11 protein-coding genes are annotated in these 16318 nt (G+C 34.3%); 7 read left to right on the forward strand and 4 right to left on the reverse strand.

Translation table 11 applies throughout. The features are described 5' to 3' along the window. The first annotated feature begins 205 nt into the window (after positions 1-205). Positions 206-2524: a TonB-dependent siderophore receptor gene (locus IWX80_RS01785; RefSeq protein ID WP_196851926.1), complete on the forward strand. Its 2319-nt coding sequence runs from the start codon at positions 206-208 to the stop codon at positions 2522-2524. Between the two features lie 146 nt (positions 2525-2670). Here the strand turns inward: IWX80_RS01785 and IWX80_RS01790 are convergent, their stop codons facing one another. Next, positions 2671-5304 carry a valine--tRNA ligase gene (locus IWX80_RS01790; protein WP_196852924.1) on the reverse strand — a complete coding sequence of 878 codons (2634 nt, stop codon included), beginning with the start codon at positions 5302-5304 and terminating at the stop codon, positions 2671-2673. Positions 5305-5521: 217 nt separating this feature from the next. Between IWX80_RS01790 and IWX80_RS01795 the strand changes: the two genes are divergently transcribed. Beyond that, positions 5522-5908 carry a DUF1573 domain-containing protein gene (locus IWX80_RS01795; RefSeq protein WP_121364654.1) on the forward strand — a complete coding sequence of 129 codons (387 nt, stop codon included), beginning with the start codon at positions 5522-5524 and terminating at the stop codon, positions 5906-5908. 55 nt (positions 5909-5963) lie between these two features. Here IWX80_RS01795 and IWX80_RS01800 read toward each other — a convergent pair whose 3' ends face one another. Continuing rightward, positions 5964-7349 (reverse strand): retropepsin-like aspartic protease, encoded by a 1386-nt coding sequence (locus IWX80_RS01800; RefSeq protein ID WP_334682182.1) that lies wholly within the window; start codon positions 7347-7349, stop codon positions 5964-5966. Between the two features lie 69 nt (positions 7350-7418). Between IWX80_RS01800 and IWX80_RS01805 the strand changes: the two genes are divergently transcribed. The 5 genes from IWX80_RS01805 (at position 7419) to lgt (ending at position 12422) form a co-directional block, all read left to right on the forward strand. After that, a complete protein-coding gene (locus IWX80_RS01805) occupies positions 7419-8624 on the forward strand; it encodes a pyridoxal phosphate-dependent aminotransferase (RefSeq protein ID WP_196851927.1) in 1206 nt (401 codons plus the stop codon). Positions 8625-8849: 225 nt separating this feature from the next. Next, complete coding sequence (gene folE / locus IWX80_RS01810; protein ID WP_196851928.1) at positions 8850-9521, forward strand: GTP cyclohydrolase I FolE; 672 nt, start codon at positions 8850-8852, stop codon at positions 9519-9521. 124 nt (positions 9522-9645) lie between these two features. Then, the gene (gene cysS, locus IWX80_RS01815) at positions 9646-11124 is read left to right on the forward strand and encodes a cysteine--tRNA ligase (RefSeq protein ID WP_196851929.1); all 1479 of its coding nucleotides are present in this window, start codon (positions 9646-9648) and stop codon (positions 11122-11124) included. 59 nt (positions 11125-11183) lie between these two features. Next, on the forward strand, positions 11184-11432 hold the full coding sequence (gene yidD, locus IWX80_RS01820) for a membrane protein insertion efficiency factor YidD (RefSeq protein ID WP_196851930.1): 249 nt from the start codon (positions 11184-11186) through the stop codon (positions 11430-11432). Between the two features lie 63 nt (positions 11433-11495). Then, on the forward strand, positions 11496-12422 hold the full coding sequence (lgt, locus tag IWX80_RS01825; RefSeq protein ID WP_196851931.1) for a prolipoprotein diacylglyceryl transferase: 927 nt from the start codon (positions 11496-11498) through the stop codon (positions 12420-12422). A gap of 57 nt (positions 12423-12479) precedes the next feature. Here the strand turns inward: lgt and IWX80_RS01830 are convergent, their stop codons facing one another. Together IWX80_RS01830 and secDF are read right to left on the reverse strand one after the other, a co-directional pair. Then, complete coding sequence (locus IWX80_RS01830; RefSeq protein ID WP_196851932.1) at positions 12480-13094, reverse strand: acyloxyacyl hydrolase; 615 nt, start codon at positions 13092-13094, stop codon at positions 12480-12482. 134 nt (positions 13095-13228) lie between these two features. Then, positions 13229-16201 (reverse strand): protein translocase subunit SecDF, encoded by a 2973-nt coding sequence (gene secDF, locus IWX80_RS01835; protein ID WP_196851933.1) that lies wholly within the window; start codon positions 16199-16201, stop codon positions 13229-13231. Positions 16202-16318: the final 117 nt, after the last annotated feature.

Consider the following 16318-nt stretch of genomic DNA (forward strand, 5'->3'; position numbering starts at 1 on the left):
AAATAACCAAAAAACACTAGACAAAGGCCTAAAAAAGCATCTGTTATTTTAAAAAATGCTATTATAAACAAACACAAATAGCTAAACTATAATTAGTTAAATAAAAAATAAAATATTATTAATATTTAATCTAAATAAGTTTTGTCAAACCAAACTTGGGTTTTATATTTGCATCGTTATTTTTAATTATTCCAAATAAACACTCATGAAATATATTTTCCTTCCCACATTAACACTTTTATTTAGTTTGACTTGTTTAGCACAAGAATCAGTGAATACATCTGACGATAAAAATTTTGAAGATCCTTTCGAATCCATAACGGATACCATAAAAAACAAAAAAGGAGGAGTACTTAAAGAAGTTGTTATCACAGCCAACAAAGAGAAAAAGGCAGTTTCAGCATTAAGATCAGGATTAAAACCAATGGACACTCCGCAAAGTGTTCAGGTTATTGGAGCTGAAATAATCGAGCAACAACAAGCCATTCGCCTAAGTGAAGTTATCAAAAATGCCAATGGTATTTATGTAGGTTCCGCACGTGGTGGCGCTCAGGAATCATTTTTCTCAAGAGGATATGATATGTCAGCCAACAATATGTTTAAAAATGGTTTCCGTTATAATGCAGGTTCTATCCCGGAAATTTCAGGTTTAGAAAAAGTGGAATTTCTTAAAGGTGGTTCTGCCTTATTGTATGGAAACGTTGCTCCGGGTGGAATTTTAAATTTGGTTACTAAAACCCCTTCTTTCAAGAGCGGTGGAGAAATTACAATGCAAGCAGGTAGTTATTCCTACTACAAACCATCGATTGATTTTTACGGCCCTTTGAATAAACATATCGCTTATCGATTTAATGCTTCTTACGAAAACTCAGAAAGCTTTAGAGATGTTGTCAAAAATGAGCGTATTTATGTAAATCCTTCATTCCTTTTTAATGTAAGCGATAAAACTCAAATTACGGTACAAGGTGACTATTTAAGTGCCGATTGGACTCCTGATTTTGGGACTGGAATCATTGGTAAAACAATTTTAGATTTGCCCCGAAACACGTATTATGGAGCGCTATGGTCAACTGGTAAAACAAAATCATCTAGTGCTTCAGTATTGGTCAATCATGATTTCAACAACAACTGGAAATTAAGTTTTAATTCTTCTTTTCAGTCTTACAACAGAACTCAAAAATCGACTGCACAGTTAAGCTCGATTGATGTCAACGGGAATTGGAAACGTGGCTTGACACAAGCTGATGCTTCTGAAAAAATATTTGGAGATCAATTGAGTTTACAAGGAACCTTCAACACAGGAAGCATCAAACACCAAATATTTGCCGGAGTTGACTATGAAAATTCTATGGCACCGAGTTATACTTTTGGCTTTTATGCAACTCCAAATGGTACAACTGCTTTAACTACTGAAGCAACTGCCATAAATCTATTCAATTATGATTACAGCACACAAAGCTTAACAGCACCATATACAACTCGAGCCACACAACTGGCTACTACAGATACGCAACGTTTTGGAGTATATGCTCAAGATTTAATTTCGATTACTGATTATGTAAAGGTTTTGGCAGGACTGCGCTGGTCATGGCAAGAAAGTGAGGTTACAACCTCTAAAGAAGTAATAGGAAAAGTAAATGGTGTTGACACGATTACAACAACCCTTGAAAATGCAATTCCTACAACGGGAACTAAAACTTTGAACAGAGCTTATTCTCCAAAAGCAGGACTGGTAATTCAACCAAATAAAGATTTATCACTGTTCGCCAGTTACTCGAACTCATTTACTCCAAACACAGGAACAACGGTAGATTTACAACCATTAGATCCTTCTATAATAGATCAATTTGAGGTGGGTATCAAAAAAGATTTCTGGAAAGGTATTTTGAGTACCAATGTAACAGCATATCAAATCTCAAACAATAATTTAGCTCAAACTGTTTTGTTTGCGGCTGATGGTGTAACACCTAATGTAAATACCAATTTAAAAGAACTGGTAGGGGGAACAAAAGGAAAAGGAATTGAGATAGATGTTACAGCAAAACCAACACTTGGTTTGAACATCATTGCTGGATATAGCTTCAACGAAACCAAAATTTCTAAATCATCAGGGACAAGCGGAAGTCTTGTAGTAGGCGATATTTTAGCAAGAACACCAAAGCACACAGCTAATTTGAGTTTTTTCTACAAATTGCCTAACGGGAAATTAAAAGGACTAACTTTTGGAGCTATCGGGAACTATATTGGTGACCGCACAGGAGGTTGGAATGACCGTTATGTATGGACAGAAAACAAACCTGTAACTACTCCAAAAACATATACTGTGACTATTGAAGACCGTGACATTCCATTAGAAGGATATACAACAATTGATGTTTCAGCAGGTTATGAATGGAAAAAATTCTCCATATTGTGTAAATTATCTAATGTGACAAATGAGTTGAATTACACGGTACACGAAAATTACAGTGTAAACCCAATCGCTCCACGTCAAGTATTGACAAGCTTGAAATATAAATTCTAAAACCTTACAAAGGTTGTATTTTATCCAAAGTTTTTCTGCTTCTTTCCTTTTTTTGTAAAGCAGAAAACTTTGGATTTTTTAATTAAAAAATCCCATTTCCTTTTTGACAGGAAATGGGATTCTATATTTCTAAAAGAACTTAACTCTTACTTCAAACCTGCCAAACTGTGTTCGATAGTTTCAATTTTTGCCAAAGCATCCGCTTCTTTTTGTCTTTCATTTGCCAGAACTTTCTCTGGCGCACCAGCCACAAATTTCTCATTTGCCAGTTTGTTTTGTACTGATTTCAAGAAACCTTGCGTGTACACTAATTCAGCCGAAAGTTTAGTAATCTCGGCTTCTACATCAATGTTTCCGGTGATTGGAATAAAATATTCATTCGATTTCACACGGAATGATAATGCACCGTCTACTTTATCCGAAACATATTCTAATAAAGTGATGTTCCCTAATTTGGTCACAACCGAATCAAAATAAGTGGAAGCTTTATCATTGTTTACTACTTTCAGTTCGATGGTGTCTTTGAACGGAATATTCTTGTCTTTACGAATCGTTCTTATCCCAGAGATTACTTCAATTGTATTGTCAAAATCAGCAATTAAAGCTGCGTTAAACGGTTTCATTTCCGGCCAAGTTGAAACGATTAAGGCTTCTTCTGTAGTTCTTTCGGCAAGAATCTGCCAAATTTCCTCTGTCAGGAACGGCATAAACGGATGCAATAATTTCAAGTTATTTTCCAGCATTTCTATGGCTTTCGCCAAAGTTACGCTGTCAATTGGCTGTTGGTATGCCGGTTTTATCATTTCCAAAAACCAAGAACAGAAATCATCCCAAACCAATTTATAAATTGCCATCAACGCATCGGAAATTCTGTATTTCTCGAAATTGTCTTCAATTTCTAGAAGCGTTTGTTGCAATTTGGCTTCATACCATTCAATCGCTACTTTCGATGATTCCGGTTGCGGAATAGCATCCGAAACTTCCCAGCCTTTGATTAGTTTAAAGGCATTCCAAATTTTATTCGTAAACGCTTTTCCTTGGTTGCACAATTCTTCATCAAACATAATGTCGTTTCCTGCAGAAGCACTTAAAAGCAATCCCACACGAACACCATCGGCACCAAACTTTTCAATCAAATCTAAAGGATCAGGTGAATTTCCTAATGATTTAGACATTTTACGACGCTGCTTATCACGCACTAAACCAGTTAAATACACATTTGTAAATGGTTTTTTGCCTGTGTATTCATATCCTGCAATAATCATTCTCGCCACCCAGAAAAATAAAATATCCGGACCGGTTACTAAATCATTCGTTGGATAATAATATTTAAAATCTTCACTTTCAGGATCCATAATTCCACCAAAAACGGACATTGGCCACAACCAAGAAGAAAACCAAGTATCAAGAGCATCAACATCTTGCTTTAAATCTTTTGCTTCAAGTTTAAGGTTTAAAGTTTTCTCTCTCGCTAACGTTAAAGCGTCTTCAATGTTTTCAGCGACCACGAAATCTTCTTTTCCATCGCCATAGAAATATGCAGGAATTTGCTGTCCCCACCACAATTGACGCGAAATATTCCAATCGCGAATATTATTTAACCAATGTGCGTACGTATTATTAAAACGTGCAGGATGCAATTTGATTTCACCATCTTCCAAAACAGATTTGATTGCTGGTTTTACCAAATCTTCCATTTTTAAGAACCACTGATCAGATAAACGAGGCTCGATTACCGCTTTGGTTCTTTCAGAAGTTCCTACTTTATTTAAGTGTGTTTCTGTTTTTGCTAAAGCGCCAATAGTTTCTAATTCTTTGGCGACAGCCTCACGAACTGCGAAACGATCTTGTCCTTGATAGTGTAATCCAAAACTATTCAGCGTAGCATCTTCGTTGAAAATATCAATAATTTCCAGATTATGCTTCTCTCCTAGCGCTTTGTCATTCATATCGTGAGCGGGCGTCACTTTCAAACAACCAGTTCCAAATTCGATATCAACATATTCATCCTCGATAATTGGAATTACTCTTCCACAAATAGGCACAATCGCTTTTTTACCTTTCAAATGAGCAAAACGTTCATCATTTGGATTGATACAAATCGCGGTATCTCCAAAAATAGTTTCCGGACGTGTGGTTGCAATCGTAAGGAAATCTTCACTTCCTTCGATTTTATACTTTAAGAAATATAATTTTCCTTGTTGTTCTTCGTAAATTACTTCTTCGTCTGATAAAGTAGTTTTCGCTTCGGGATCCCAGTTTACCATTCGGTATCCTCTATAAATCAGTCCTTTGTTGTATAAATCTACAAAAGAACGAATTACCGACGCTGACATATCAGGATCCATCGTAAACTTAGTTCGTTCCCAGTCACAGGAAGCTCCCAGTTTTTTTAATTGGTCTAAAATTACACCACCATATTTGTCCGTCCATTCCCAGGCATGCGCCAAGAATTCTTCGCGAGTCAAATCATTTTTATTGATTCCTTCTGCTTTTAATTTGGCTACCACTTTTGCTTCAGTAGCTATTGAGGCGTGATCCGTTCCCGGAACCCAGCATGCATTGAAACCTTTAAGACGTGCTCTTCTAATTAACACATCTTGAATTGTATTGTTCAACATGTGACCCATGTGCAAAACCCCAGTAACATTTGGAGGTGGAATCACAATGGTATATGGTGTTCTATGATCCGGCTCCGAATGAAAATAATTATTTTTCATCCAGTAGTCATACCATTTATTCTCAATTGTTTTAGCGTCGAATTGTGCAGGAATTGTCATTTTATTGTGGATCATTTAATCGTTAAATTCAATTATTTGTTGGTTCCTTTGATTGGTTAACCAAATCAACAAATAACCTTTTAGACTTTGGTCTGATATTTGTAATTGTAATCTGGAACAAAAGTAAATAATTATGTAGACTATAAAAAGGGAAATAAAAATTTGTCCGTTAATTAAAACAAAGTATATTTACTTTAATGAATCTAAAAATTTCAAAATGAAAAAAACAATAGCTTTATTCGCATTCGCTTTAATCAGCAGTATCGGTTTTGCTCAAAATGGTCCTAAAATTGTGTTCTCTGCCAAAGACAACACAATCGATTACGGAAAGGTTACTAAATCAGAAAATGGATCCCGAGATTTCATCTTTACAAATACTGGAAACGCACCATTAATCATTACTAACGTTTTATCAACTTGTGGATGTACAGTTCCTACAAAACCAAATGAACCAATCATGCCGGGGAAAACAGGAAAAATTACAGTGAAATATAATATGGCTCCAGGACCAATCCGAAAAACAATAACTGTAGAATCGAATGCAGTAAATTATGAAGCAGGAAGAGTTGCTATTAAAATAAAAGGAGAAGTAATTTCCAACTAATACATCATCAAATTAAACTAAAAGCTTCTGAAAAATCATTCAGAAGCTTTTTTTATTACAAAATATCATCCAGTTTAAACCGGAATTTCAAGATTTCACTTTCACGTTCCACCTCAATAGTAATCCACTTATCATCTACTGACTTAAAAAGAGAATTGATTTCCTGTAATGAATATTTGTACGGAGTGTTGTTATTAATGGAAACAATTATATCCCCTTTTTGCAATCCTGCTATGGCCGCTGGCGAATTTTTGCGGACATGTGCTATTTCATAAATAGGTTTTAATTGAAATTTATATTTAAAATCAGTACTAACGGTGACTCCACCCTCATCATTGTATTTAGTGCTGAGCGGAACCGTTTGCATTCGGACAGTTTCCTGAACCCACTGCAGACCATTATGTTGTATTTCGACACCACTTTTATTATAGCTAAATAAAGCCTTGTAATCTCTGTTCTTTTTCAGATACATTTGTTCATTTTGATAATTGAAGACTACAGTAAATCGTTTCATAATCTCACCGCCTACTGAACCCATTCGGTCTGGGACCATGGTAACATTTCTAATCGAAATTGAGTCTGGAAAGGCCACCACGGGATTGATAAATTCAAAATCTGCCATCTCAAATTTTTGTATCCTGCCTCTTTTACCTTCAACGTCACCGCTAAATCCCTTGCCTAAAAAATCATCAAAGTTTTTCTCTGGAATTTTAATAAACTCTGATTTATCAGGAAACAACCAAACTGCATCGCTATTGCCAATGTCTATTAACAATTTGACTTCAACCTTGCGATTATCCTGATAGATAGTGCTTTTCAAATATGGTTTGGATTTTTCGATAGCAATAGGAACAGCGGTAAACTTTTTTTCAAATTTAGATCTGTTTTTAGCTGTGTCTTTATAAACAAAAACTTTCCTTTTCTGGTAATCAATTTCGACTAAATTATTTCGGAAAAATTGATACCCAATAATGCCGTTTACAGGAATCCCAATATTAGAAGACAAATTAAAATCTGGGTCTAAAACAATATAGAGCATGTGATTCTTATTTTTTAAACTACCAAATTCCAAAATATTATTAGTAGATTTTAATCCTTCAACAGCGACTTGGCTTCCCAAACCTTTTAATAATATTTTTTCAGCGTTAAAAAAACGGACTTCTTTTTTATCTTCCAAACTGAATAATATCGTTTCAGCAACACCAGTATCTAACAAAAAATTAAGTTCGATGCCATTGACTTTGATTGGTACAAAAACCAAATTATTAATCAATTTAAATGGCATGCTGACCTTATTCACCTCTTTTTCAAACTGAAATCCTTGCTGCGCAAAAACTACAGAAACGAACATACAAATGGGAAATAAAAAAAGTGGTTTTTTCATCATTTTACTTTTCCATAAAATTAATAAATAAATCACATCAAAATGCAGATTTAACAATATATACCGCTTTTGATTATAATAAATTCGGAAAAAAAATTGCAAATTTGCAATTCAATAATTAAGACTATGCCAAAAATATCAAACAAAGGCAGACAAATGCCAGAATCACCAATACGAAAATTGGTTCCCTACTCAGAAATTGCTAAGAAAAAAGGAAATAAAGTATACCATTTAAACATTGGGCAACCGGATATAAAAACTCCCGAAGTTGCGATGAATGCTGTTAAAAATATTGATTTAACTATATTAGAATACAGTCATTCTGCCGGAAACGAAAGCTACAGAAAAAAATTATCGGCTTATTACATCAATCAAGATATTTCAGTAAATATCGAAGACATTATTATTACTACAGGCGGTTCAGAAGCACTTATGTTTGCCATGGGTAGCACGATGGATCAGGGTGATGAAATTATTATTCCGGAACCATTTTATGCAAATTACAATGGATTTTCTACCGCATCAGGTGTTACCGTAGTTCCTGTAATTTCAACCATTGAAACCGGTTTTGCTCTTCCTGCAGTAGAAGATTTTGAAAAACTGATTACTCCAAAAACAAAAGCAATACTTATTTGCAACCCAGGAAATCCAACGGGTTATTTATATTCGAAAGAAGAAATTATGAAACTGGCTGCGTTAGTCAAAAAACATGATTTATTCTTGGTTTCTGACGAAGTATATCGTGAATTCACTTATGATGGAGATGTACATTACTCTGTGATGAATGTTCCCGGACTTGAAGAACACGCTATTATGATTGATTCTGTTTCAAAAAGATACAGCATGTGTGGCGCAAGAATAGGATGCATTGTTTCTAAAAATAAGGAAGTGATGGCTACTGCTATGAAATTTGCGCAAGCAAGATTAAGCCCGCCAACCATTGAACAAATAGCAAGCGAAGCAGCTCTGGACACTCCAAAAAGTTATTTTGACGAAGTAATTTCAGAATACAGAGAACGCAGAGACACTTTGATTGAAGAGTTAAATAAAATAGAAGGTGTTATTGTTAGCAAACCAAAAGGTGCTTTTTATTGTATCGCACAACTGCCGGTGGACAACGCTGATGCATTTGCACAATGGCTTTTAGAAAGCTATGACTTAGATGGCGAAACAGTAATGGTAGCGCCTGCAGCAGGCTTTTACTCTACTCCAGGAATGGGATTAAATCAGGTTCGAATCGCTTATGTTTTGAAGAAAGCCGACTTAATTAGTGCAGTAAGAATCCTTAAAGCAGCAATTCCTGTTTATAATGCATCCCTAACAAAAGCATAATTAAACAAGAAATTTTAGATTTACCATTCCAGTAAATTGATTTCTATATATAAAGGCAATAGCGAATTCGTTATTGCCTTTCTTTTTACTTAAAAAAAAAGGAATGATAAAGCCCTATAGAACCGATAAAGTAGTCTTAAATAGTGAGACCGATAGAAATTCTTAAATTTTTATTATTTATCTTTACCGCTTAAATATTTATACCAACAATAATAGTTGCTTTTAATGATAAAAAACGAAGAATTTCAAGACGAAATAGGAGATAATCATGTTAGTTTATCCGCAAAAAATCCAGTAAGAGATGATGCTTTTGACATTTCTGATGATGATAAAATTGAAAAAATAAAAAAAGATGTTGAGAGTATTCTAATTACACTTGGAATGGACTTGACTGATGATAGTTTAAAAGGCACGCCCAATCGTGTTGCAAAAATGTTTGTAAAGGAAATTTTTGGAGGTTTAAATCCTGCTAAAAAACCGAAAGCTTCTACATTTGACAATAATTATAAATACGGTGAAATGTTAGTTGAAAAAAACATCATCGTATATTCTACCTGCGAACATCATTTATTACCCATTATAGGAAGAGCACATGTTGCTTATATTTCTAGTGGAACAGTTATTGGCTTATCTAAAATGAACCGTATTGTTGAATATTATGCCAAAAGACCTCAGGTTCAAGAGCGTTTAACGATGCAAATTGTTCAGGAATTACAAATCGCTTTGGGTACAGAAGATGTAGCTTGCGTGATTGATGCCAAACACCTTTGTGTGAATTCAAGAGGAATCAGTGATATTGAAAGTAGCACTGTGACATCAGAATTTGGTGGAAAATTTAAAGATAGTGTAACTCGCAGAGAGTTTTTGGATTATATTAAATTAGAAACAAAGTTCTAAAATAGAAATAAATTTCATAGTACCGATAAGCCCTAGCCCTGATGGAAGCGGTATCCTTTTTATGGCTTTTTTTGTCATAAAAAGATTAAGCGTACAGCAGGAATAAGCTCCTAAAAAATAAAAAATGCCATTATATAGTAGCCAAAATCTAAAAATATACAATTCTCTTTCGGGAGAAAAAGAAATATTTACACCCATTCATGAAGGAAATGTTGGGATGTATGTGTGTGGACCAACGGTTTACAGCAATGTGCATCTTGGAAACGTGCGTACTTTTATGTCTTTTGACGTAATTTTCAGGTATTTTTTACATTTGGATTACAAAGTGCGCTATGTTAGAAACATTACGGATGTAGGTCATATTGTGGATGATGTGGATGAAGGTGAAGATAAAATTGCAAAAAAAGCACGTTTGGAGCAGCTGGAGCCGATGGAAGTTGTACAGCGTTACACTGTTGATTTTCATGATATTTTGAATGAATTTAACTTTTTGCCACCAAGTATTGAACCAACGGCGACGGGTCATATTATTGAACAAATTGAAATTATAAAGACTATCATTGAAAAAGGAATTGGTTATGAAGCCAATGGATCGGTTTATTTTGATGTGGTAAAATTTAATGAAACCAATCATTACGGACGATTAAGCGGCCGTAATATTGAGGACATGCTTGCCAACACCCGTGATCTTGACGGACAAAGTGACAAAAGAAATCCACAAGATTTTGCACTTTGGAAAAAAGCGGAAGCCCAACATATTATGCGTTGGCCTTCGCCTTGGAGCGATGGATTCCCAGGATGGCACTTAGAATGTACTGCAATGAGCACTAAATATTTAGGGAATCATTTTGACATTCACGGTGGTGGAATGGATTTAAAATTTCCGCATCATGAGTGCGAAATTGCTCAAAACGAAGCTTGTACCGGTCAAACTCCAGTTAATTATTGGTTACATGCCAATATGCTTACTTTGAACGGTAAAAAAATGGCGAAATCTACCGGAAATAATATTTTGCCAAGAGAAATATTGACTGGAGAGAATACGATTTTGAGTAAAGCTTTCTCCGCATCAGTTGCACGATTTTTCATGTTACAAGCACATTACAGAAGTATTCTTGATTTTTCTGACGACGCTATTGTTGCAGCTGAAAAAGGATACAAACGACTAATGGAAGCGATGAATTCATTAAAAGAAATCACTGCTGACACAAAAAGCACGATTGATATTTCTGGATGGAAACAATCCTGCTATGATGCGATGAATGACGATTTTAACACGCCAATTTTAATTGCGCAGTTGTTTGAAGGCGTACGTTTTATCAATTTATTAAAGGATGGAAAAGAAACTTTGAATACCGAAGACTTAAACAATTTTGCAAAAGCAATGCATGCTTTTGTTTTTGATGTTTTAGGATTGGAAGATGAAAAAGTTTCGGACAGCAATAACGATAAATTAGAAGGAACGGTAAATATGCTTATCGAAATGAGAAAACAGGCCAGAGATAATAAGAATTTTGCCTTGTCTGATCAAATTAGAGACCAACTGATTGCTTTAGGAATTCAGTTAAAAGATGGCAAAGAAGGAACAACATTTAGCATTTAAGTGTTAAGTAATCCGTTTTTAATGATTAGCGCAAAATTTCAAATAGAAACTAATAAAATATGATTTCTAAAATCCTCATATTTCCTTTTGTACTATTAGTTCGCTTTTATCAAGTTGCAATTTCTCCATTTACACCTTCCGCTTGCCGATTTGAACCGACTTGCTCTTCCTATATGATCCAAGCATTACAAATTCACGGTTTGTTTTATGGAGGATTTTTGGGAGTAAAACGCATTTTGAGTTGTCATCCTTGGGGAAGAACAGGCTATGATCCTGTTCCAAAGAAAACATGCACTCATAAAGATTAGATTTTTTAGTACGAATTTTACTTTTAATCTCTATTTTTACGACAAATAAAAAATACACAATATATGATACACGCTTTAAACATCGTTTGGAATCCATCAGAAGGAATTGATTTAGGCTTTTTTATCATTCGATATTACAGCTTAATGTTTGTAATTGCTTTTGGATTAGGCTGGTACATCATGAAAAACATTTTCGAAAGAGAAGGTGAATCGATAGAGAAATTGGATTCTTTGTTTATCTGGACTGTATTAGCCACCTTAATTGGTGCTCGTTTAGGTCACGTATTCTTTTACGATTGGGAATATTACCGCAATCATTTATTGGAAATCATTTTACCGTTTAGATTCAGTCCAAGTTTTGAATTCACAGGATATCAAGGTTTAGCAAGTCATGGCGCTGCAATTTCGATTATTATTGCCATGTATTTTTACAGTAAAAACGTGTTGAAAAGACCACAATTATGGATTTTAGACCGTGTTGTTATTCCTGTAGCAAGCGGCGCAATTTTCGTGAGATTAGGTAATTTTTTCAATTCGGAAATTATTGGTCATGAAACAACTTCTCGCTTTGGAATAAAATTCATAAAAGATCATTTTAGCCCGATGGATGCTGTAAATGCAACTCAAATTGCGAATCCTAAAGATGCTTATACGGCCATTGCAACAGATCCTAAATTTGCCGCTTTATTGGAGCAAGTTCCCTTAAGACATCCTACGCAATTGTATGAAGCATTTAGCTATATTTTCGTTTTTGCTATTTTGTTTTTCATGTATTGGAAAACAGAAAAAAGAAAATATACCGGTTTTATTTTTGGTTCATTCCTTGTTCTTCTGTTTACGGTTCGTTTTATCGTAGAATCTGTTAAGGAAAGTCAAGGAGGATTTGAAAGCGCTTTAGGCCTGTTTTCAACCGGTCAATGGCTAAGTATTCCGTTTATTCTGATAGGATTGTATTTTATTTTCACAGCCGACAAAGAACTAACTAATTAAAACAAAATAAGCACTTATACAAAAAGCGTTATCTACATCCAGTAGGTAACGCTTTTTTTATAGCGGGATTGAAACCCCAAAGTCAATATTTTTAGTGTTGTAACCCGAATTAGTTTTTTGCAATCCTGCATTTGATACATGACGAATATTTGGTCTTACATCAAAAGTTACTTTATTATATTTGAAAGTAAACCCTAAAGCTAAAACATCTGAGAAGGCAAAACCTTTGGATAAACGTTCGGTTTCGGTATCGGTAATCATTGGACCAACACTCCCAAAAACGTAGACACTGCATGATTTAAGGACCGGTTTCCTCATCAGAAAACCAATATTTAGTACATAGTCTCTAATATTCTTAAGCTTTGTAAATCGCTCCCGTTTAGCCAAATAATCCGGATCATCAGGTTCAATAAAATACAAATTTGTTAATTGATGTGTGCCGAAATTAAGTTCAGGTTGAAGTAAAAACTCATAGCTAAAGTTCCTTGTTGATTTTATTTTATAAAAAAGTTGCACCTTGAAATACTCATTAGTATAGGTGTAATTTCTATTCTTAAATTCATTTCCAAATCCGTATGCAAAACCAAATTCAAATTTACTGTGCTTGTCTTGCGCATAGAATGGAATTGAACCAAAAATAGCAACTACAAAAAGAAGTACTTTCTTATACATAGATTTAGATTTAAAACTCCACAATTCTTTATTACCAACTGTTAAATTACAAATAAAAACTCACATTGGATTACAGTCAAAAAAAAAGAGATTCAACTTTCGTTGAATCTCTTTTTAAAATATATTGAAAAGATTTACTCTTCTAAATGAGCTTTTTCTACTTTGTTTTTATCTGCTTTCGAGATGGTATCCACCAAAACCGGAGTTGCAATAAACAGTGAAGAATATGTTCCTACGATGATACCTACCAACATAGCAAATATAAATCCTCTGATAGATTCTCCACCAAAAACAAACATGATTAATAAAACAACAATCATTGTCAATGATGTATTAATTGTTCTTGACATTGTTGTATTAATAGATTGGTTTACAATTTCAGCAAAAGTACCTTTAGTTTTTCCGGCTAAATACTCACGAACCCTGTCAAATACAATAACAGTATCATTCATAGAATACCCAATAACGGTTAGAATCGCAGCGATAAAGTGCTGATCGATTTCCATTCCAAAAGGCATAAATTTGTAGCACAAAGAGTAAATACCCAACACAAAAATAACATCATGCGCAATTGCTGCAATCGCACCTAAACTATATTGCCATTTTCTGTAACTGATCATTAAGTATAAAAACACAATAGCCATTGCTCCAAGAACAGCCCAATATGCATTAGTCTTAATGTCTTCCGCTACAGTTGGACCCACTTTTGAGGCTTGTAAAATACCTAATTTTTTACCGTCATATGCATTTACAAATTTTTCATAAGTCATATCGGCAGTAAAATGTTGCTTTAAAGCGCCAAACAACAACTTATTCACTTCTTCATCCGCTTTAATTCCTGGCTCTTCAACTTTGTATTTAGTTGTTATTTTTAATTGGTCAGTACTACCAAAAACTTTTACTTCTGCACTACCGTCAAAAACTTTAGCTAATTCTGCTTTTACCGCTTCCGTTTCAATTGGTTTTTCGAAACGTACTTGGAATGTTCTTCCTCCTACAAAATCAACACCTTGATCTAAACCATTTGTTGCCAACGAAATTACGCTTATAATAACAACTATACTAGAGAATAAATAAGTCCATTTTTTCACTCCTAAGAAATCAAAATGAAAGTTGTTAAACATATTCTTAGAGAAACTTGTAACAAACGTCAAATTATTCTTTTTAGCGATATTCAAATCAATAAAGATTCGTGCAATAAAGATTGAAGTAAATAATGACGTTACGATACCAATCAATAATGTTGTAGCAAAACCTTTAATTGGTCCTGAACCAAAAATAAACAATACAGCTCCTGTTAAAATATGCGTTACGTTAGCATCCGTGATAGATGACATCGCACCTCTCCAGCTGTAGGAAGTTTTAACCGCTTCTTCCAGAGTTTTACCAGCACGTAATTCTTCTTTTGCTCTTTCATAGATAATGATATTCGCATCCACTGCAGTACCCATTGTAAGCACAATACCTGCAATACCCGGCAATGTAAGAACTGCTCCAAGACTTGCTAAAATTCCGAACAAGAAAAGTAAGTTAACCGCCAATGCAACATTTGCATACCAGCCCGCTCTTCCGTAATAAATCATCATCCAAAGTGATACTAAAAGTAATCCGATCAAAGCAGAGTTAGTTCCGTTATCAATCGCTTCCTGACCTAAGGATGGTCCTACCACTTCTGACTGAACGATATCAGCAGCAGCTGGCAATTTACCTGCTCTTAAAACATTTGCTAAATCTTTAGTTTGTGTAACATCAAAAGCTCCAGAAATTTCAGATCTACCACCTGAAATTGGGCCAGTAGAAACTCCCGGTGCAGAATAAACTATATCATCAAGAACGATAGCAATATTACTTTTTTGAGTATATGCTCTACCGGTTAATTCTTCCCAAGCTTTAGCACCTTGACCGTTCATTTGCATAGAAACAGCCGGTTTACCAGTTTGATCGAATGTATCACTTGCATCAGTAACTACGCCACCACTCATTGCAGGTACGTTGTCTCTGTTTCCTTTTAATGCATATAATTCTAAAACTTCGATATCTTTAGCTTTAGCATCTTTAATTGTAGTTGGAATTCCCCAAACAAATTTTGCATAACGTTGTTCACCTGACAATAAAATTCTGATGTCAGCTCTTTTCAAATAACCGTTGATAACTGCAGTATCTTTTGGAGAGAAAAGTCCTAAAACTGGACCTCCACCTTGACCAATGATTTTATCAAATAAAGGATTTTCTCCCTTTTTAGCTGTAGTTGAATCTTTAGTATCTGTTAGTAATGCACTTAAAGAATCTTTTACAACTGGTTTTACTTCAGTAGTTTTAATTTCAGTTTTTTTCAATGACTCGTTAGCAGCCATTAAAAAGTTTCCAATTTCTTCAATTTTATAGGTTTCCCAAAACTGTAATTGAGCTGTACTTGATAATAATTTTTTAGCACGATCCACATCTTTTGCTCCAGGAAGTTCAACAAGAATTTGACCTGAATTTCCTAGCTTTTGAATGTTAGGTTGCGTTACACCAAATTGATCGATACGTTTTCTTAAAACGCCAAAAGCACTTTCTACAGACTCATCTACTTTTCTAGAGATAACCTTTTTTACCTGCGCATCTGTCATTTGAAAATCTACTCCACCTTCACCTTGCAAACTTCTGTTTGCAAAAATATCAGGAGATGCTAATTTTACAGTTCCTTTTGAATTTGCTTCAAAAGCATCAAAAAATTTGTCTAAATATGATTTATTACCTTGTAAATCTGCAGAAGCATCAGCCAATGACTTATTGAATACTGGGTTTTTAGAATTATTAGATAATCCTTTTAAAATGTCTTTTACAGATATTTGAAGTATAACATTGATACCACCTTCTAAGTCAAGACCTTTGTTGATTTGTTTGTCACTAACTTCGTTGAACGTAAAATCGGTAAAACCAAGATTAAATACTTTCTCTTTACCAATAGAATCTAAATATTTTACTTCTTTGTCAGCATTTCCATTAGCAAAAGATTTTGCATCGTTTTTTACTTTACTTGCGACAAAAGTGAAAGAAAGTTGGTAAATACTTACCAATGCAAATAGAATTGCGAAAAATTTAATAAGTCCTTTATTCTGCATTATTACTAAAAATTAATTATTTTTATTTATTTATTTTTGCTTTAAACCCTATAGAATAACACTTTACATATATTCTTATATTAAAAAAAGAATATACCGAGTTACCTCATTTTTTTT

It is taken from the genome of Flavobacterium sp. CAN_S2, assembly GCF_015752255.1.
GTDB lineage: Bacteria > Bacteroidota > Bacteroidia > Flavobacteriales > Flavobacteriaceae > Flavobacterium.